At 61.1% G+C, this 18,261-nt stretch carries 14 protein-coding genes and 2 pseudogenes; 9 read left to right on the forward strand and 7 right to left on the reverse strand.

What is annotated here, in order from left to right:
- Positions 1–8: 8 nt before the first annotated feature.
- A pseudogene (locus tag PS14A_RS26850) lies at positions 9–95 on the forward strand (metal ABC transporter ATP-binding protein); the annotation flags it as partial.
- Positions 96–104: 9 nt separating this feature from the next.
- Here the strand turns inward: PS14A_RS26850 and PS14A_RS19975 are convergent.
- Together PS14A_RS19975 and PS14A_RS19980 are read right to left on the reverse strand one after the other, a co-directional pair.
- Positions 105–743: a Pr6Pr family membrane protein gene (locus PS14A_RS19975; RefSeq protein WP_212617058.1), complete on the reverse strand. Its 639-nt coding sequence runs from the start codon at positions 741–743 to the stop codon at positions 105–107.
- Between the two features lies 1 nt (position 744).
- Entirely contained in the window at positions 745–975 is a 231-nt protein-coding gene (locus tag PS14A_RS19980) for a VF530 family protein (protein ID WP_073473244.1), read from the reverse strand.
- Positions 976–1,306: 331 nt separating this feature from the next.
- Between PS14A_RS19980 and PS14A_RS19985 the strand changes: the two genes are divergently transcribed.
- The 8 genes and pseudogenes from PS14A_RS19985 (at position 1,307) to cmoB (ending at position 11,961) form a co-directional block, all read left to right on the forward strand.
- Positions 1,307–2,668: a carbohydrate porin gene (locus tag PS14A_RS19985; RefSeq protein WP_212617059.1), complete on the forward strand. Its 1,362-nt coding sequence runs from the start codon at positions 1,307–1,309 to the stop codon at positions 2,666–2,668.
- Between the two features lie 217 nt (positions 2,669–2,885).
- Entirely contained in the window at positions 2,886–5,297 is a 2,412-nt protein-coding gene (locus tag PS14A_RS19990) for a glucose/quinate/shikimate family membrane-bound PQQ-dependent dehydrogenase (protein WP_212617060.1), read from the forward strand.
- Between the two features lie 829 nt (positions 5,298–6,126).
- Complete coding sequence (gene lon, locus PS14A_RS19995; protein WP_024014191.1) at positions 6,127–8,541, forward strand: endopeptidase La; 2,415 nt, start codon at positions 6,127–6,129, stop codon at positions 8,539–8,541.
- 289 nt (positions 8,542–8,830) lie between these two features.
- Complete coding sequence (locus PS14A_RS20000; RefSeq protein WP_056790115.1) at positions 8,831–9,223, forward strand: protease inhibitor I42 family protein; 393 nt, start codon at positions 8,831–8,833, stop codon at positions 9,221–9,223.
- 2 nt (positions 9,224–9,225) lie between these two features.
- Positions 9,226–9,390, forward strand: a pseudogene (locus PS14A_RS20005) (lysoplasmalogenase); the annotation flags it as partial.
- A 206-nt stretch (positions 9,391–9,596) separates the two neighbouring features.
- On the forward strand, positions 9,597–10,079 hold the full coding sequence (locus PS14A_RS20010; protein ID WP_130910397.1) for a hypothetical protein: 483 nt from the start codon (positions 9,597–9,599) through the stop codon (positions 10,077–10,079).
- A gap of 185 nt (positions 10,080–10,264) precedes the next feature.
- A complete protein-coding gene (gene cmoA / locus PS14A_RS20015) occupies positions 10,265–11,008 on the forward strand; it encodes a carboxy-S-adenosyl-L-methionine synthase CmoA (protein WP_212617061.1) in 744 nt (247 codons plus the stop codon).
- On the forward strand, positions 11,005–11,961 hold the full coding sequence (gene cmoB, locus PS14A_RS20020; protein ID WP_095181720.1) for a tRNA 5-methoxyuridine(34)/uridine 5-oxyacetic acid(34) synthase CmoB: 957 nt from the start codon (positions 11,005–11,007) through the stop codon (positions 11,959–11,961). The genes cmoA and cmoB overlap by 4 nt, the downstream gene beginning before the upstream one ends.
- 166 nt (positions 11,962–12,127) lie before the next feature.
- Here the strand turns inward: cmoB and tadA are convergent, their stop codons facing one another.
- The 5 genes from tadA to PS14A_RS20045 form a co-directional block, all read right to left on the reverse strand.
- Entirely contained in the window at positions 12,128–12,628 is a 501-nt protein-coding gene (gene tadA, locus PS14A_RS20025; RefSeq protein WP_016773353.1) for a tRNA adenosine(34) deaminase TadA, read from the reverse strand.
- On the reverse strand, positions 12,628–14,004 hold the full coding sequence (locus tag PS14A_RS20030) for a multicopper oxidase family protein (RefSeq protein ID WP_071173477.1): 1,377 nt from the start codon (positions 14,002–14,004) through the stop codon (positions 12,628–12,630). The genes tadA and PS14A_RS20030 overlap by 1 nt, the downstream gene beginning before the upstream one ends.
- A gap of 119 nt (positions 14,005–14,123) precedes the next feature.
- A complete protein-coding gene (locus PS14A_RS20035; RefSeq protein WP_212617062.1) occupies positions 14,124–14,414 on the reverse strand; it encodes a PTS transporter subunit EIIB in 291 nt (96 codons plus the stop codon).
- A gap of 2 nt (positions 14,415–14,416) precedes the next feature.
- Positions 14,417–16,945, reverse strand: a complete 2,529-nt coding sequence (gene ptsP, locus PS14A_RS20040) for a phosphoenolpyruvate--protein phosphotransferase (protein ID WP_212617063.1) — start codon at positions 16,943–16,945, stop codon at positions 14,417–14,419.
- Between the two features lie 50 nt (positions 16,946–16,995).
- Positions 16,996–18,219 carry a carbohydrate porin gene (locus tag PS14A_RS20045; RefSeq protein WP_212617064.1) on the reverse strand — a complete coding sequence of 408 codons (1,224 nt, stop codon included), beginning with the start codon at positions 18,217–18,219 and terminating at the stop codon, positions 16,996–16,998.
- Between the last annotated feature and the right edge of the window lie 42 nt (positions 18,220–18,261).

Consider the following 18,261-nt stretch of genomic DNA (forward strand, 5'->3'; position numbering starts at 1 on the left):
ATTCCCCTGTGGGAGCGAGCTTGCTCGCGAAAGCGGTGTGTCAGTCAACATCCATGCAAACTGATACACCGCATTCGCGAGCAAGCTCGCTCCCACACTGGATCTCAACTTCGTGCGGACAATCTGCGGTCGAGACCGATAATCAGCAACCCCACCAGCACAAACCCCACCAAGATCCCGCCGGCATTCGCCAGCACCTGTGGATAACCCAGCACCGCCACATCAATGAACGGATACGCATAGGCGCCGAGCAGATGTCCGCGCAGCAAGGCGTAAATGAAATACACCAAGGGGTAGATCAGCCACAGCGGCAGGTGCCACAGGCGCAACGTGCCTTTGGGGACGCAGCGCCACCAATAGCCGAGAAACAGCAATGGCATGACGTCGTGGAGCAATTCATCGGCAACAAACTGCCAGCCTTCGGGATGCCACAAGTGCCGCAGCAGGATGCTGTAGGCCAGAGCGACGACGGCGATGCTCACCGCGGTCCCGCTGCTGACCCACGGTTGCAGAAACCAGCGCCGCGCTGCGGATTCGCGCTCGGTGGCAGCGCAGGTCAATACCGTCGCCACCAGGGTGTTGGTCAATATGGTGAAGTAGCTGAAGAAACTCACCAGCCCGCCCAGCAGGCTGGCGCCGATGCTCAATCGTGCGAAGAGAATCAGGTACAGCTGAATTGCCAGCCCCGCCCAGCCCAACACGGCCAGGCCGGTGATCAGGCGTCGGCGCCTCGCGCTGTCCATCTCAGAGCGGTCGCTTGGTGCGCATCAGCTTCACGTACAGGCGCTCGACCTTCTCCCGCGCCCATGGGGTTTTACGCAGGAAGGTCAGGCTCGACTTGATGCTCGGATCGCTCTTGAAGCAACGGATGTCGATACGCTCGGCCAGCCCCGACCACTCGTAGTGAGCAACCAGTGCATTGAGGATCTGTTCGAGGGTCACGCCGTGCAGCGGATCGGGGGATTGTTCGTTCATGCCGGGCCTTTGGGCGAAGTGATATGCAGAAGCCGCGCACCTTAGCCGAGGGGCCGGGCAGGTGGAAGGCCTTCCTTTCAAATGTAGGTCAAGGTCAAAAGATCGCAGCGTTCCGCAGCTCCTACAGGTACGCATTTCAACACGAGAGCTGCCGAAGGCTGCGACCCTTTTCGTACTGTTACCAAATCCGAAAGGATGCATGTTCATAAAAGGCCTTTGTCTTTTTGTAACAGATCATTATCCTGCCGCCCTTCCGCTGAAACGCTTCACTGCCTGCGACAATCTGAAGCGCTCGGCCTGCACTTGAAAAACATCAAAAAAAGACTTCTACATGCCTGACTTTTCCTTCTCCCGGGACAGCGCTATCTCTGCCCTGCGCACCCTTGGCGGCTGCACTGCCCTCGGCCTTGCCACCTGCGTCCACGCAGCTCCCGCGTTCGACAGTGAATCACCGTACATGCTCGGTGACTGGAACGGCACGCGCACGGAACTTGCGGAAAAAGGCTACGACTTCAAACTCGATTACACCGGCGAAATGGGCAGCAATCTGCACGGCGGTTACGATCACGACCGCACTGCGCGCTACAGCGACCAGTTCGGCCTCGGCACGCATCTGGACCTGCAGAAGATTCTCGGCTGGGACGACGCCGAGTTTCAGTTGACCATCACCAAACGAAGCGGCAACAACATCAGCAACGACCGCATCAACGACCCGCGCGTTGGCGGCTTCACTTCCGCCCAGGAAGTCTGGGGCCGTGGCCAGACCACGCGCCTGACGCAGATGTGGTATCAGCAGAAATTCTTCGATCAGAAACTCGATATCAAGGTCGGCCGCTTCGGCGAAGGCGAAGACTTCAACAGCTTTCCCTGCGACTTCCAGAACCTGGCCTTCTGCGGCTCGCAGGTCGGCAACTGGGTCGGCGGCATCTGGTACAACTGGCCGGTCAGCCAATGGGCGCTGCGGGTCAAATATCACCTGACGCCGGAGCTGTATGCGCAGGTCGGCGCCTATGAGCAGAACCCGTCGAACCTCGATCGCGGCAACGGTTTCAAACTCAGCGGCAGCGGCACGCAAGGTGCGATCCTGCCGGTCGAACTGGTGTGGACGCCGAAGCTCAACGGCCTGCCGGGCGAATACCGCGCCGGTTACTACTACAGCAATGCCAAGGCCTCCGACGTCTATAAAGACCGCAATGACCAACCGGCAGCGCTGAGCGGCGAAGCCTACCGCAGCGCGTCGAGCAAGCACGGCGTATGGCTGGGCGTGCAGCAGCAGGTCACCAGCATCGCCAGCGACCACTCGCGCGGCTTGAGCCTGTTTGCTAACGCGACGATGCATGACAAGAAAACCAATGCCATCGACAACTACGTGCAGGCCGGCCTGACCTACAAAGGTCCGTTCGATGCCCGCGCCAAGGACGACATCGGTTTCGCCCTCGCTCGTGTGCACGTCAACCCGGCCTATCGCAAGAACGCCGAAATGACTAACCGCGCCAACGCCGTCTACGACTACGACAATCCGGCGTTCCTGCCACCACAGGACACCGAATACAGCGCCGAGCTGTATTACGGCGTGCACGTGACCAACTGGCTGACCGTGCGCCCGAACCTGCAATACATCCGCCACCCCGGTGGCGTGAATGACGTCGACGACGCCCTGATCGGCGGGATCAAGATCCAGTCGTCGTTCTAAAGATCACAGTTAGCCCCTGTGGGAGCGAGCCTGCTCGCGAAGGCGGCCTGTCAGTCGCTGCAGTGGTGCCTGATACACCGCTTTCGCGAGCAGGCTCGCTCCCACAGGAATGCATTTCGTTAGCCGAACAAGTTTTTATCTGAACCATGCCTGCGCCGAATCGTCATCTAAAGTGACTACAGCGCGGGACTACATAAACGTCACGGAGAATCACACTATGAGCACCGAAAGTGCTTCGAGCCGGGGTCGGTTGCTACCCGCCCTGCTCGGCATCCTGCTTCTACTGATGGGCCTGGCCATGCTGGCCGGGGGAATCAAGCTGAGCACGCTTGGCGGCTCGCTGTACTACCTGCTGGCCGGTATCGGCATCGCATTGACCGGCGTTCTGCTGCTGATGCGCCGCCGCGCGGCACTGGGCCTGTACGCCATCGTGCTGTTTGCCAGCACGGTGTGGGCATTGTGGGAAGTCGGTCTGGACTGGTGGCAACTGGTGCCACGTCTGGCGCTGTGGTTTGTCCTCGGCTTCGTGATGCTCCTGCCGTGGTTCCGTCGTCCGCTGCTGCTCAACGGCCCGGCGAAAATCGGCACTGGCGGTCTGACCGTCGCGGTAATTCTGGCCGGCGTTACCGCTCTGGCCAGCCTGTTCACGCATCCGGGCGAAACCTTCGGCGAACTGGGCCGCGACACCGCAGACATGACCAGCACCGCACCGGCCATGCCGGACGGCGACTGGCAGGCCTACGGTCGCACCGAATTCGGTGACCGTTACTCGCCGCTCAAGCAGATCACCCCGGAAAACGTCGGCAAGCTGCAGGAAGCCTGGCGCATCCAGACCGGCGACCTGCCAACTGCGGATGACCCGGTCGAGCTGACCAACGAAAACACCCCGCTCAAAGCCAACGGTATGGTCTACGCCTGCACCGCGCACAGCAAAGTGCTGGCACTGGACCCGGACACCGGCAAGGAAATCTGGCGCTTCGATCCACAGATCAAGAGCCCGGTCGGCTTCAAGGGCTTCGCCCACATGACCTGCCGTGGCGTGTCGTACTACGACGAAGCCGCCTATGCCAAGTCTGCAAACGCCGGTTCCGCTGTCATCTCCGAAGCCGGCCAGGCCGTCGCTCAGGCCTGCCCGCGTCGCCTGTACCTGCCAACCGCCGATGCCCGCCTGATTGCGTTGAACGCCGACACCGGCAAGATCTGCGAAGGCTTCGGCAACAAAGGCGTGGTTGACCTGACCCAAGGCATCGGCCCGTTCACCGCTGGTGGCTACTACTCCACCTCGCCAGCGGCGATCACCCGTGATCTGGTGATCATGGGCGGTCACGTCACCGACAACGAATCGACCAATGAGCCATCGGGCGTGATCCGCGCCTTCGACGTGCGCGACGGTCACCTGGTGTGGAACTGGGACAGCGACAAGCCGGACGCCACCGAGCCTCTGGCCCCGGGCGAAACCTACAGCCGCAACTCGGCGAACATGTGGTCGCTGGCCAGCGTCGATGAAAAACTCGGCATGGTTTACCTGCCACTGGGCAACCAGACTCCAGACCAATGGGGTGGCAACCGCACTCCAGGCGCAGAGAAATTCAGCGCCGGCCTCGTCGCCCTGGACCTGGCCACCGGTAAAGTGCGCTGGAACTACCAGTTCACCCACCATGACCTGTGGGACATGGACGTGGGCAGCCAGCCAACCCTGCTCGACATGAAAACCGCCGACGGCGTGAAACCTGCGCTGATCGCTCCGACCAAGCAGGGCAGCCTGTACGTTCTCGATCGTCGTGACGGCACGCCGATCATTCCGATCAAGGAAATTCCGGTACCGCAGGGCGCCGTGAAAGGCGACCACACCGCACCGACCCAGGCTCGTTCGGACCTCAACCTGCTGGCCCCGGAGCTGACCGAAAAAGCCATGTGGGGCGCCAGTCCGTTCGACCAGATGCTGTGCCGCATCCAGTTCAAGGAGCTGCGTTACGAGGGCCAGTACACCCCGCCATCGGAACAGGGCAGCCTGATCTATCCGGGTAACGTCGGCGTGTTCAACTGGGGCGGCGTCTCGGTCGATCCGGTTCGCCAGCTGCTGTTCACCAGCCCGAACTACATGGCCTTCGTCTCGAAAATGGTGCCACGCGAGCAAGTCGAAGCCGGCAGCAAACGCGAGAGCGAAACTTCGGGCGTGCAGCCAAACACCGGCGCGCCATACGCGGTGATCATGCACCCGTTCATGTCGCCACTGGGCGTACCGTGCCAGGCCCCGGCCTGGGGCTACGTCGCCGGTATCGACCTGACCACCGGCAAAGTCGTGTGGAAACGCAAGAACGGCACCAGCCGCGACAGCTCGCCAATCCCGATCGGCTTCACCCTCGGCGTACCGAGCATGGGCGGTTCGATCGTGACTGCCGGCGGCGTCGGCTTCCTCAGCGGCACCCTCGACCAGTACCTGCGCGCCTATGACGTGAATACCGGTAAAGAACTGTGGAAATCGCGTCTGCCAGCCGGCGGCCAAGCGACCCCGATGACCTACACCGGCAAGGACGGCAAGCAATACGTGCTGCTCGTTGTTGGTGGCCACGGCTCGCTGGGCACCAAGATGGGTGACTACATCATTGCGTACAAACTGCCGGATTAAGCGTTAGCGGGTGGTAATGAAAAGGCGATGTCCCATGGGGGCATCGCCTTTTTTTGTGTGCGCATTTTGGCAAGCACCGCGAATACCTGTGGGAGCGAGCCTGCTCGCGAAGGCGTCGGCACATTCGGCAGTAATGGTGCCTGACACACCGCATTCGCGAGCAGGCTCGCTCCCACAAGGAAACCGAATGCATCCGTTAGATGGTCGACTGCCAGGTCGCCATCGCGAGCAGGCTCACTCCTACAATTGGAATGGGTGTAGGCAAAGAGAAATCGGTCGGCTGTCAGGCCGCATTCGCGAGCAGGCTCGCTCCCACAGAAAAGCAAAGCAGCGCAGCTGCCCGCGGCGAAGCCGCCCCACTCAACAATGAGCGCAAGCTCGAGTAACGCTCTTGATCTTGCTTTTGATCCACCGGCGACGTCGGAAGGCTGAGCGGAGGGATTGATCCGGGCGTGGGAGCGCAGCGACCGTCTGGCGCAGCCAGACACAGCGGAAGGAGGTGCAGCGAAGCAAACCGGAGCCGCTGCGCCCGGATCAGTCCCGGAGCGAAGGTACCCGAGCCTGCGAGGGCCGAACGCAGGAGCAAGCCTTTTCGGTTACCTTTTTGGCGTTTGAAAAAGGTGACCCGCCGTAAGGGCGGAACCGTAACCAGCAACACCCGCAGAAACGGATATTCACCCAGACCACCCAGAGCATGGCCGGCCCGAAGGCCGCCAAGGTCAAAAAACCTGTCCCCCCCTGAACACACAAGCAGAAACACACCCGCCCCATTGAAACCACCCCACCCCTGCCCCATCTAACACCCCATACCCCATTGCGCAGGTGCCCCATGACCGACCAGCAAGATCGCCCGGACAACCACGACGATTACGAAACCGACCACATCGAACACACCTCCTCCGGCACCGGCCTGGCGCTGCCCGGGCAAAACCTGCCGGACAAGGTCTACATCATCCCGATCCACAACCGTCCGTTCTTCCCGGCCCAGGTCCTGCCGGTCATCGTCAACGAAGAACCGTGGGCCGAAACCCTCGAACTGGTCAGCAAATCCGAACACCACTCCCTGGCCCTGTTCTTCATGGACACGCCCCAGGAAGACCCTCGCCACTTCGACACCGGCGCCCTCCCCGAATACGGCACGCTGGTCAAGGTCCACCACGCCAGCCGCGAAAACGGCAAACTGCAATTTGTCGCCCAGGGCCTGAGCCGTGTGCGCATCAAGACCTGGCTCAAGCACCATCGCCCGCCGTACCTGGTCGAAGTCGAATACCCGCACCAGCCCACCGAGCCGACCGACGAGGTCAAGGCCTACGGCATGGCGCTGATCAACGCGATCAAGGAACTGCTGCCGCTCAACCCGCTGTACAGCGAAGAGCTGAAGAACTACCTCAACCGCTTCAGCCCCAACGACCCATCGCCGCTGACCGACTTCGCCGCCGCCCTGACCTCCGCCACCGGCCCCGAGCTGCAAGAAGTGCTCGACTGCGTGCCGATGCTCAAGCGCATGGAGAAAGTCCTGCCGATGTTGCGCAAGGAAGTCGAAGTCGCGCGCCTGCAAAAGGAGATTTCGGCAGAAGTTAACCGCAAGATCGGCGAGCATCAGCGCGAATTCTTTCTCAAGGAGCAACTCAAGGTCATCCAGCAGGAACTTGGCCTGACCAAGGACGACCGCAGCGCCGACCTCGAACAGTTCCAACAGCGCCTCGAAGGCAAAACCCTGCCGGCGCAGGTGCAAAAACGCCTCGAAGAAGAAACCCACAAACTGTCGATTCTTGAAACCGGCTCGCCGGAATACGCGGTCACGCGCAATTATCTGGACTGGGCAACATCGGTACCGTGGGGCGTGTACGGCGAGGACAAACTCGACCTCAAGCACGCGCGCAAAATTCTCGACAAACACCATGCGGGCCTCGACGACATCAAGGATCGCATTCTCGAATTCCTCGCCGTCGGTGCGTACAAAGGCGAGATCAGCGGCTCGATCGTGCTGCTGGTCGGCCCGCCGGGTGTGGGTAAAACCAGCGTTGGAAAATCCATCGCCGAATCCCTCGGCCGGCCGTTCTACCGCTTCAGCGTCGGCGGCATGCGCGACGAAGCCGAAATCAAGGGCCACCGCCGCACCTACATTGGCGCGCAGCCGGGCAAACTGGTGCAAGCGTTGAAAGACGTCGAGGTGATGAACCCAGTGATCATGCTCGACGAGATCGACAAGATGGGCCAGAGCTACCAGGGCGACCCGGCCTCGGCGCTGCTGGAAACCCTCGACCCGGAACAGAACGTCGAATTCCTCGACCACTACCTCGACCTGCGCATGGATCTGTCGAAGGTGCTGTTCGTCTGCACCGCCAACACCCTCGACTCGATCCCCGGCCCGTTGCTGGACCGGATGGAAGTGATTCGCCTGTCCGGCTACATCACCGAAGAAAAAGTCGCCATCGCCAAGCGTCACCTGTGGCCGAAACTGCTGGAAAAGGCCGGCGTATCAAAAGGCAGCCTGAGCATCAGCGACACCGCGCTCAAAGCCCTGATCGACGGTTACGCCCGTGAAGCCGGCGTGCGTCAGCTGGAAAAGCAAATGGGCAAACTGGTGCGCAAAGCGGTGATGAAGCTGATCGACGATCCGAAAGCGGTGATCAAACTCGGGCCGAAAGACCTCGAAGCCTCGCTCGGCCATCCGGTGTTCCGTAATGAACAAGTGCTGTCCGGCACCGGCGTGATTACCGGTCTGGCGTGGACCAGCATGGGCGGCGCCACCCTGCCGATCGAAGCCACGCGGATTCATACCTTGAATCGTGGGTTCAAGCTCACCGGGCAACTCGGCGATGTGATGAAGGAATCGGCGGAGATTGCCTACAGCTACGTCAGCTCGCACCTCAAGCAGTTTGGTGGTGACGCGAAGTTCTTCGACGAAGCCTTCGTCCACCTGCACGTACCCGAAGGCGCGACGCCAAAGGACGGCCCGAGCGCCGGCGTGACCATGGCCAGCGCCCTGCTCTCGCTCGCGCGCAATCAGCCGCCGAAAAAAGGCGTGGCAATGACCGGCGAACTGACCCTGACCGGGCATGTACTGCCGATCGGCGGCGTGCGCGAGAAGGTGATCGCGGCGCGGCGGCAGAAGATTTTCGAGCTGATTCTGCCGGAGCCGAACCGGGGTAATTTTGAAGAACTGCCGGATTATCTGAAGGAAGGGATAACCGTGCACTTTGCCAAGCGGTTTGCGGATGTGGCGAAGGTGTTGTTTTGACCGGTAGCCCGTAGCCCCTCACCCCAGCCCTCTCCCTAGGGAGAGGGAGCCGACCGAGTTGGCTTGCGCTATTCATCGACCTGAAATACCTAGGCGATTATGGATGCGCTGACGCGCGCTCAGGTCGGCATACCTCGCCAATATCCCGCGGTCAGTCCCCTCTTCCTCTGGGAGAGGGCTAGGGTGAGGGCTTGGCGTTAGTCCAGTAAACGCGGCACCCGGCTGTCACACTTTGTCTCATCTTCAGTTATGCTCGCCGTTCGTCGTAACCGCCGGAGCTGCTGACCCCATGTCCCCCATTCGCCTGTTTCTCCCCCTCGCCCTTTCCTTGCTGGCCGCCTGCGCCACGCAACCGAAACACAACGTGACCGTGGAAAAACAAAGCGAATGCCCCGTACGGCTCAATGTCGGGCAAAACCTGATCATCAGCCTGCCAAGCAACCCGACCACCGGCTACCGCTGGGCGATTCAGGATTCGGCTGGCGGCGTGTTGCGCGCGCTCAGCCCGGAGGTTTACAGCAATCCGGAAGATGCCGGCGTGGTGGGCGCAGCGGGGGTTTCGACCTGGCGCTTCCAGGCCTTCGCGGCCGGCACCGGGCGTTTGCGCCTGACTTCGCAACAACCGTGGGCACCGGAAGTGCTGCCAGTGGAAACCTTTGACTGCGCCATTTCGGTAAATTGATCGTGTGCTGGCTGATTCTGGCGCTGATGGGCGCGGTGACGTTTCTCTACGGTGTCAGCACCCATGCGGCGTTGCTGTGCCTGTTGGTCATACCATTGCCGTTGCTGGCGCTGCTCGGCTGGCTGCACGATGCGCCGCCCAGCGACTATCGGCGCTGGATCAGCCTGGTCCAGCTACCGGCTGGACCAGTAGGGCATCGCCGCTTCGGCGTTTAATAACGATGAAAAACTTAACCAAAGTTCATAACCATAAACTGCTCAACGTATCTCGAAACGTTATAAAAACCTGTCAGTTCTGACAGTAGCCGGTATATTCCTGCCTGCTTAGTATTCCTTGGGTTAACTCATCACCAATCTAACCAAGGAAGAACACCATGAGCTTTTTCAAGAAGAAAACTTCTGCACATCAGTTGGATCCTTTTATCTCCGTCAACTGCGATCTCAAGGCCAAAATTTCCAACCGAGTAGAGCTTTATACTCAAAACTTTGAATTCGCTCAGGACAGCAACAGCGATTCGATTGCACTGCTTGGGCGTGCCTATGAAAACGGCTTTGGCAGTTCAAAAAAAGGGATGAGCTTCGTTTTTTCCCGCAATATTCAATCAGACACTTATACCCCTGGCGCAGCGTTCCCGTTTCAAGAACTCTATTATTTCGAGTCTGGCGCCAATGACGATTTCTTGACTTTCTACACTTACAAACCTGAAAGCGGGAGTGTTTCCGTTGAGGTCGTGGCAAACAGCTCTGAACAGTTGAGCTACATTTTGAACTTTGACTTTAAAGGCAAGGACGATAGGACCGAAACTCTGCGAGTCGTTGGTGAAGCAAAATTCAATGTGTTTATGCGTAGTCGGTAATTCACCCTGATGATGAATGACCAAGTCTCGCTCCTCGACTTGGTCATTCATTGCTCCTTCCCGCCATCCGCTGCACGCGCTGCCTGGCAGAGCAATATCCCCGCGCTTTATCAGACAACCCAAGCATCCGCGTCCCACTTTGGCTAAAATGCCGGCCTTTTCCATCGACACCGCCGGACGCCGCCGTGAGCAAAGAACCCGATCGCCTATTCGCCCAGCCCTTGGCCCAGGTGCCTGACTTCGCCTTCAATGAAGACGTGGTGCGGGTGTTCCCGGACATGATCAAGCGCTCGGTGCCCGGGTACCCGACCATTGTCGAAAACCTCGGCGTGCTCGCGGCGCAGTTCGCCCAGCCGAACAGCGTGCTCTACGACCTCGGTTCGTCGCTCGGCGCAGTCACTCAAGCCCTGCGCCGTCATGTGCGCACCGACGGTTGCCGGGTCATCGCTGTGGATAACTCGGCGGCGATGGTCGAGCGCTGTCGCGAATACCTCAACGGTCAGGATTCGATGTTTCAGGAACTGCTGCCGGTGGAGGTAATTGAGGGCGATATCCTCGCGCTGCAATTTGAGCCCGCCTCCGTAGTCGCGCTGAACTTCACCCTGCAATTCATCGCCCCGGACCAGCGCACCGCGTTGCTCTCGCGGGTTCGCCAATCGTTGTTGCCCGGCGGCGCGCTGATTCTCTCGGAAAAGCTGCGCTTCAACGATGCCCAAGAGCATGCGCTGCTCACCGATTTGCACGTGGCGTTCAAACGCGCCAACGGCTATAGCGAACTGGAAATCGCCCAGAAGCGCAGCGCCATCGAAAACGTCATGAAGCCCGACAGCCTCGAAGAACACCGCGAACGCCTGCTGGCCGCCGGGTTCTCGAAAGTCGTGCCGTGGTTCCAGTGTCTTAACTTTGCCTCGTTGATTGCCTTGCCATGATTGATCTGTCCCCCCTCGCCCGCCGTCTGGCCGGTACACCGCTGGCCGAATGGGCCAACACCCTGCAAGCGCAACTCGACAAGAAAATGGACAAAGGCCACGGCGATCTGGAACGCTGGCAAAGTGCGCTGGACGCCTTGCCGAAGATCCAGCCAAGCGAAGTCGACCTGCTCAACGGCCTGAAACTCGACACCGATTGCGACGACGACACTCGCGCACAGATGCGCACCGCGCTGATGGGCCTCTCGCCGTGGCGCAAAGGGCCGTTCGACCTGTTCGGTGTGCATGTCGACACCGAATGGCGCTCGGACTGGAAGTGGTCGCGCGTCTCCCCGCACCTCGACCTGAAGGGCAAACGCATCCTCGATGTCGGCTGCGGCAATGGCTACTACATGTGGCGCATGCTCGGCGCCGGTGCCGACAGCGTGATCGGTGTCGACCCGAACTGGCTGTTCTTCTGCCAGTTCCAGGCGGTGCAGCGTTACTTGTCCGAGCCGAATGCCTGGCACCTGCCGTTCCCGTTCGAAGACCTGCCGCCGAATCTGGAAGGCTTCGACACGGTGTTTTCCATGGGCGTGTTCTACCACCGCCGCTCGCCGATCGAGCATTTGCTGGCTCTGAAGGATTGCCTGGTCAAGGGTGGGGAACTGGTGCTGGAAACCCTGGTGGTCGAAGGCGACAAGCACCAGGTGCTGGTGCCGGAAGATCGCTACGCGCAGATGCGCAACGTGTGGTTTTTGCCGTCGGTGCCGGCGCTGGAATTGTGGCTGCGTCGGGCCGGGTTCAGCGATATTCGCTGCGTGGATGTCAGCACCACGACAGTGGAGGAACAGCGCGGGACTGAGTGGATGAAGTATCAGTCGCTGAGTGATTTTCTTGATCCGGAGGATCACAGCAAAACCATTGAAGGGCTGCCGGCGCCGATGCGGGCGGTTATCGTCGCCAGGAAGTAAGCGTATTTTCCCATGACCGCGGTGGGCCTACCCCTCACCCCAGCCCTCTCCCCAGGGAGAGGGAGCTGATTGTTGAGCTATTCAAAACTTGCGTCCGACTCGGTATTTCAGGTCGGCGGATTTGGTCCATCCAACTCGGTCGGTCCCCTCTCCCTCTGGGAGAGGGTTAGGGTGAGGGGCTTTTGGTGCGTCTGGCGCGGAAAAATTCGGTCAGCACCGCGCCACATTCTTCAGCCAGCACCCCGCCCTCATACAACACCCGGTGATTCAAAAAGCCCTGGGTAAAAAACTGCCCCTGGCTCTGCACAATTCCCGCCTTGGGTTCCAGCGCGCCATACACCACCCGCGCCACCCGCGAATGCACGATCAACCCGGCGCACATGCTGCACGGTTCCAGCGTCACGTACAGCGTACTGCCCGGCAGGCGATAGTTATCCACTGCCTGCGCAGCGGCGCGGATCGCGACCATTTCCGCATGGGCACTCGGATCGCTGGTGCTGATCGGGCAATTGAAGCCGCGACCGATGATCGCGCCATCCTGCACCAGCACCGCGCCCACCGGCACCTCACCGAGGGCGGCGCCCTGTGCGGCGAGGGTCAGGGCTTCGCGCATGAAGTCGCGGTCGCGGCTGCGGTCGATGATCGCCGCCGGGCGGATCTGGCGCATCACTTCACCTCGATCGCGGCCATCAGGCCGGTTTCCATGTGGTCGATGACATGGCAGTGGAACATCCACACCCCCGGGTTATCCGCCACCAGCGCCACTTGCGCACGCTCGTTCTTGCCCAGCAGATAAGTGTCGGTGAAATACGGTACGACTTTGTGCCGGTTCGACGCGATCACCTTGAAGCTCATGCCGTGCAGGTGGATCGGGTGCTGGTACTGGGTCATGTTCTTCAGTTCGAAAATATAGCTCTGGCCCAGTTTCAGGCTGGCGATCGGTCGGTCAGCACAGGTCTTGTCGGTGATGTCCCAGGCTTTGCCGTTGATCTGCCAGAGGCTCGGCGGCTTGCCGTTTTCGGTGTTCACCGAGACCGAACCGACCCATTCGAAATTGAAGTTGAGTTTCTCCGCATTGGCCAGATCCGGCTCGGCCACCGGGTTGGCCGGCAGGGCTTTCGGCCAGTCCGTCGGCGCGTCGGTGTTGGCGACTGAACGTAGCGTGCCCAGACGCACCGGGCCGTTACGCAGCGACAACTCTTCACCGGCCGCCGGCGCCTTGATTGCCAGGCAAATGCGCATGCCGGGGCCGAGCCAGTATTCCTTGCCCAATGGCCGAGGCTCGACCGGGTTGCCATCCAGCGCGTAGATCTTCGCTTCGACCCCAGGAATATTGATGCGATAGGTCAGGGTGTTGTCGAGATTGAGCAAACGCACCCGGGTGATCTGCCCGGCCGGCAGATCAATCACCGGCAGCGGCACACCATTGATCGTCGACAGGCGCCCGGCGGTACCGCCACGGGCCGCTTCGCGGGGGATGCTGAATTCGACGAACTGGCCTTGCTCGTCGATGTGCCAGTTCTTCAGGCTCAGGGTTTTCTCGTACTTGAAGCCGGTCGGCTCGCGTTCTTCGATGATCAGCGGCCCGACCAGCCCGCGCCCCAGTTCCTCGCTGCTGCTGACATGCGGGTGATACCAATAGCTGCCGGCGTCCGGCACGCGGAATTTGTAGTCGAAGTATTCGCCCGGCAATACCGGCAGTTGCGACACATAAGGCACGCCGTCCATTTCCAGCGGCAGGCGGATGCCGTGCCAGTGGATGGTGGTCGCCACCGGCAGGTGATTGATGAAACGCACCCGCAGCCATTCACCCTGGCGTACACGCAACTCGGTGCCCGGTGCCGACGGGCCGAACGCCCAGGCCTCGGTCTTGTGCCCCGGCACCAGCTCGACGTCGAGCGGCGCGGCGATCAGTTCATAATCGTGGCCGGCCTCGGCGTCGGCCATCTTGCCCAGCCAGTAACGCGACGCGCCTCCCGCGCCCACGCCAACGACAACAAGACCGGCCAGGCCACCGAGGATTTGGCGACGGGTAAAGGACATGAACTCAACTACCTCACGTATCAGCGACAGACCCCGAGGGATCCGCAAAAAGGCGAATACGATACACCCGCAGTTGAGAAACAGTAAGGGCGACCTGCGCCCGCACGTCTTGTCGGCCCTTATGCGCGCAGCCCGGTAATCAGGTGCAGCACGCCGCCCTCAAGCGGCATGACGCCCGCCACACCGGCCACACTCAGGGCCTGACGGTCGACACGGGCCTCATCATGCAACGTCACGCGCACCCGGGTCAGCGCCAGCGGTTGCTGCGACTTGAGGTTATCTACCCCCCCCAGCGCCGCCACGATCTCGGCGCTCAGGCCGGCAACCGCATCGGCGGCAGCTTTCACCTCTTCCGGCACCAGATCCGGCGTCAGTGCTTTCCAGAATGCCTGCTGCAATTTGTCGAACATGTTCAATTCTCCATAACCGGCGAGGCAGCGATGTTGGCCTCATGAAAGCGCTGCAAGGCTTCGCGCACATCGCCAGCGCTTTCCAGGTTCGAGACCTGTTCGGCGATGATGCGACAGTCGGCCAGATTCACCTCGCGCACCGCCGACTTGATCGCCGGAATCAACGGCACGCTTACCGAAAGCTCATCCACACCCAGCCCCAGCAGCAACGGCACTGCAAGGCGTTCAGACGCCATGGCGCCGCAGACGCCGACCCATTTGCCGTGGGCATGGGCCGCCTTCACCGTCATGGCAATCAGGCGCAGCACCGCAGGGTGAAAGCTGTCCGCCTGGCTGGCCAGGCGCGCATGATCGCGATCCATGGCCAAAGTGTATTGGGTCAGATCGTTGGTGCCGATGGAGAAAAAGTCCACGTGCGGCGCCAGCACATCGGCCATCAGCGCGGCGGCGGGCACTTCGATCATGATCCCCAGTTTCGGCAAGTGCATCAGTCCCAGCACCCGCGCCTCCTGCTCGAGGATCTGCCTGGCCGAACGCAGCTCGGCAAGATTGCTGACCATCGGCAACATGATGTGCAGACGCGTCAGCTCCGAGCAGGCCAGCACGGCGCGAAATTGCTCACGCAACAGTTGCGGTCGCTCAAGGCACAGACGAATGCCGCGCAGGCCGAGGAAAGGATTGGTTTCGCTGTCCATCGGCACATATGCCAGCGGTTTGTCGCCACCGACATCGAGGGTGCGCACCACCAGATTGTGCGCCGGCCCGATGGTGCGGGCGATGGCGCTGTAAGTGGCCACCTGTTCGTCATGGCTTGGCGCTTGCTGGCGACCCAGGTAGAGAAATTCCGAACGTAGCAGCCCCACGCCATTCGCGCCCAGCTCCATGGCCTGAGCGGTTTCGCCCTGCGAGGCAACGTTGGCGGTGACTTCGATGTGCTGACCGTCACGGGTACAGGCCGCCTCGCTGGCCTGGGCCAGTTCCTGCTGATGACGCTGGCGCTGTTGCGCATGCCGCGTGCGCAATTGATCAATGGACTCGGCGTCCGGGTGCAACTGCAATTCGCCTTTGTCGGCATCGAGCAGCACCCGCGTGCCGTTGTCGATCCCGAGCATTTGCAGGGGCATGCCGCAGATCGCCGGCAAACCGCAGGCTCGCGCGAGGATCGCGACATGGCTGGTGGCGCCCCCGCTGACGGTGGCAAACCCGAGCACCTTGCGCGTGTCGAGCCCGGCAGTCTGTGAAGGGGTCAACCGATCGGCGATCAGAATGGTGTCGTCCGGCAACTCGAGCGTCTGCTCGTGGACACCGAGGATCAGCTTCAGCACGCGCTGGCCGACATCATCCAGATCCGCCGCGCGCTCAGCCAGCAAGGCATTGCCCAGCGAGCGAAACATCGCCGCCGTTGCATCGGTGCTGGTTTTCCAGGCAAACGCTGCGCTTTTGCCCGCGTCAATCAGCGCCCTGGCCTGATCCAGCAGGCTCGGGTCGGCCAGCAGCTCCTGATGCGCCTTGAAGATCTCCGCCTGCGCTAGGCCGCTGGCGGTGTCGCGCAGATGTTGCAGGGCCATGTCGGCTTCGATCAGGGCCTGGCTCAACGCCTCCAGTTCATTTGGCGGCTCGGCGCCGAACTCGTTGACCAGAAGCGACGCTTCGACGATCTGCATGACTTGGCCCAACGCCGAACCGGGCGAGGCGCAGACACCGCGCAGGATGTTCGGCATTTCTGCCGCATCGGCTTCGACCGGTGCGGGCGCTGTCACCGCTTCGCCGCAGCCTTCGCTCAGCAATCGGCCCAGCGCTTCGACGGCGGCTACGGCATCTTCACCTTCGGCGCTGACCTGCACGCTGTCGCCATGGGCCGTCTGCAACGCCATGATCGCCACCAGGGATTTGCCGTTGGCGTGCGCTTGCAGCTTGTGCAGATGGATGGCCGCTGAAAATGCTTTGGCCGCTTGGGCGAATACTGCCGCCGGCCGCGCGTGCAGGCCATTGGGATTGGGCAAGTTGATCGGCTGCGAGAACACCGCATCACCCGGCACCGGCGCTGTGTTTTCGCTGGCGGCTGCACCGATCACGACGTCCAGCACTGGCTGGCCCACCTCGACCAACCCGGTTGAGCCAACGAGTGAATCGAACGGCTCGCCGCTGACCACCAGCATCAAGGTCAACAAACTGCGCGCGTGCAGGGCAATGTAGTCAGCATCGAAGTCGATCAGCGCCTGCCCCGCTTCGACCCGCTGCCCCGCGTCAACGCGACGGGTGAAACCTTTGCCGGCGAGATTCACCGTGTCCAGGCCGATATGCATCAACACCTGCACACCCGCGTCACTGGTGATGGTGAGCGCGTGCCCGCTGGCCTGCACATCGCTGACCACACCGGCCAACGGTGCGCAGAGCGTTGACGAAGTCGGGTCGATGCACAAACCGTCGCCGATGATCCGCCCGGCAAACACCGGGTCGGGCACCTGGTCCAGCGCCACCAGCACGCCGGATAAAGGAGCCAGCAGCTGCAATTGTTGGGGTGTGGCCATGACATCACCTGAGCTTGTATTGATTGAATGAGCGGTCGCAGCCGCTTTGCTTATTTCCACCAGTATTCAACCTGCAAGCCGACATTGGCGCCGTGCCGCGCGTTGCCGAAGGTGCCCGTGTCGGAGAGTGCCGAGCCTTTGGCCAACAGGTTGGCGGCACGCTTGGCTGCCTGGTTCCAGCTGGCATAGGTGTAATACAGACGCACCTCGGGCCGCGCCCAGAATTCCGGGCCTTTGGGTGACCAGGTCGGCGCGAAGGTGAACTTGCTCAGCTTGCGCGTGCCGTCCGCCGCCTCGACCTGATCGTGCCCCAGTTCGGTCACCAGTTTGAACTGCTCGCTCAGCGCATAGGCCGGGCGCACGCCGAGTGACAGCCAGTTCTGGCCGGCGCCGCCCTGACGAATATCTTTCTGATACACCGCCTGGAATTGTCCGCCAAAACGCGGCGTCAGTTGCCAGTCGAAGAACTCGACGATGCGATAGCTCTTGTTGCGGTCATCGAGCCTGACGTTACCGGTATAGCCCAATCCGGTGCCCGGCCCTTCGCCGTATTGCAGCGCCAGTTTGTTCTTGCCACCGAAAAAGTCTTGCTGCACATGCTGGGTGGTGATCGCCCAGCCACGGTGGGCATCGCGGCTGTCGGGCTTGTCGATGTAACTCAGGCCGAACTCCAGTTCACCGCCCGGGTTACTGTTGAAACCGCCGACGTTGAAGTCGTGACGGTTGATGTAATCCTTTTGGTAAAGGTTGTCCTTGCGTGAAAAGGCGTAGCTGTATTTCAGGCCACCGAGCAACACGTCTTCAATGCCTGCCCCGGTGGCGCTCTGGTTCCAGTAATAGAAATCGGAAATATGGATGTCGTTACGTTTGTAGTAGCGCCGCCCGGCCCACAGTGAGCCACCGTTGAGCGCGGGCATCGCCGACCATTGCGCGTAAGCCTGAGGCAAACGAATCGAGCCGTTGTCTTCCTTGAACGTCAGGCTGCGGTCGTAGCGGTTATACAGCGAGGCCATGCCGTCGACGCTCAGCACCGAGCCGTCGTCGAGGGTGTACAGATCCTGGCGCAGCTCGAGCTCACCGTACTGCTCGCACTCGTTACCGAGGCGATATTTGGTCTGCGCGCCGGGCAACTGGAAACACGACTGGCTGCCGCTGTTGACCGATGTACCGACCCCGCTGCGCAGATAGCCGCCGAACTCCAGCGCATGTGATGACGTGGGCATTGCCAGACAAATCCCCGCGATTGCCAGACTGTAATTTATGGTTGCTCTCATATATGCCACCCGTTGTTTTTATTGTGTGGTTGCAGGAATTCA

The sequence above is a fragment of the Pseudomonas sp. 14A genome (assembly GCF_018132745.1).
Taxonomy (GTDB): Bacteria; Pseudomonadota; Gammaproteobacteria; order Pseudomonadales; family Pseudomonadaceae; genus Aquipseudomonas; species Aquipseudomonas mercuritolerans.

Bases quoted from the DNA above. Each gene is read 5' to 3' on its own strand.
- PS14A_RS19975 (WP_212617058.1), bottom strand. From the start codon at position 743: ATGGACAGCGCGAGGCGCCGACGCCTGATCACCGGCCTGGCCGTGTTG.
- PS14A_RS19990 (WP_212617060.1), top strand. From the start codon at position 2,886: ATGAGCACCGAAAGTGCTTCGAGCCGGGGTCGGTTGCTACCCGCCCTG.
- PS14A_RS19980 (WP_073473244.1), bottom strand. From the start codon at position 975: ATGAACGAACAATCCCCCGATCCGCTGCACGGCGTGACCCTCGAACAG.
- PS14A_RS20045 (WP_212617064.1), bottom strand. From the start codon at position 18,219: ATGAGAGCAACCATAAATTACAGTCTGGCAATCGCGGGGATTTGTCTG.
- PS14A_RS20010 (WP_130910397.1), top strand. From the start codon at position 9,597: ATGAGCTTTTTCAAGAAGAAAACTTCTGCACATCAGTTGGATCCTTTT.
- cmoB (WP_095181720.1), top strand. From the start codon at position 11,005: ATGATTGATCTGTCCCCCCTCGCCCGCCGTCTGGCCGGTACACCGCTG.
- lon (WP_024014191.1), top strand. From the start codon at position 6,127: ATGACCGACCAGCAAGATCGCCCGGACAACCACGACGATTACGAAACC.
- ptsP (WP_212617063.1), bottom strand. From the start codon at position 16,945: ATGGCCACACCCCAACAATTGCAGCTGCTGGCTCCTTTATCCGGCGTG.
- PS14A_RS20030 (WP_071173477.1), bottom strand. From the start codon at position 14,004: ATGTCCTTTACCCGTCGCCAAATCCTCGGTGGCCTGGCCGGTCTTGTT.
- PS14A_RS20000 (WP_056790115.1), top strand. From the start codon at position 8,831: ATGTCCCCCATTCGCCTGTTTCTCCCCCTCGCCCTTTCCTTGCTGGCC.
- PS14A_RS19985 (WP_212617059.1), top strand. From the start codon at position 1,307: ATGCCTGACTTTTCCTTCTCCCGGGACAGCGCTATCTCTGCCCTGCGC.
- PS14A_RS20035 (WP_212617062.1), bottom strand. From the start codon at position 14,414: ATGTTCGACAAATTGCAGCAGGCATTCTGGAAAGCACTGACGCCGGAT.
- tadA (WP_016773353.1), bottom strand. From the start codon at position 12,628: ATGCGCCAGATCCGCCCGGCGGCGATCATCGACCGCAGCCGCGACCGC.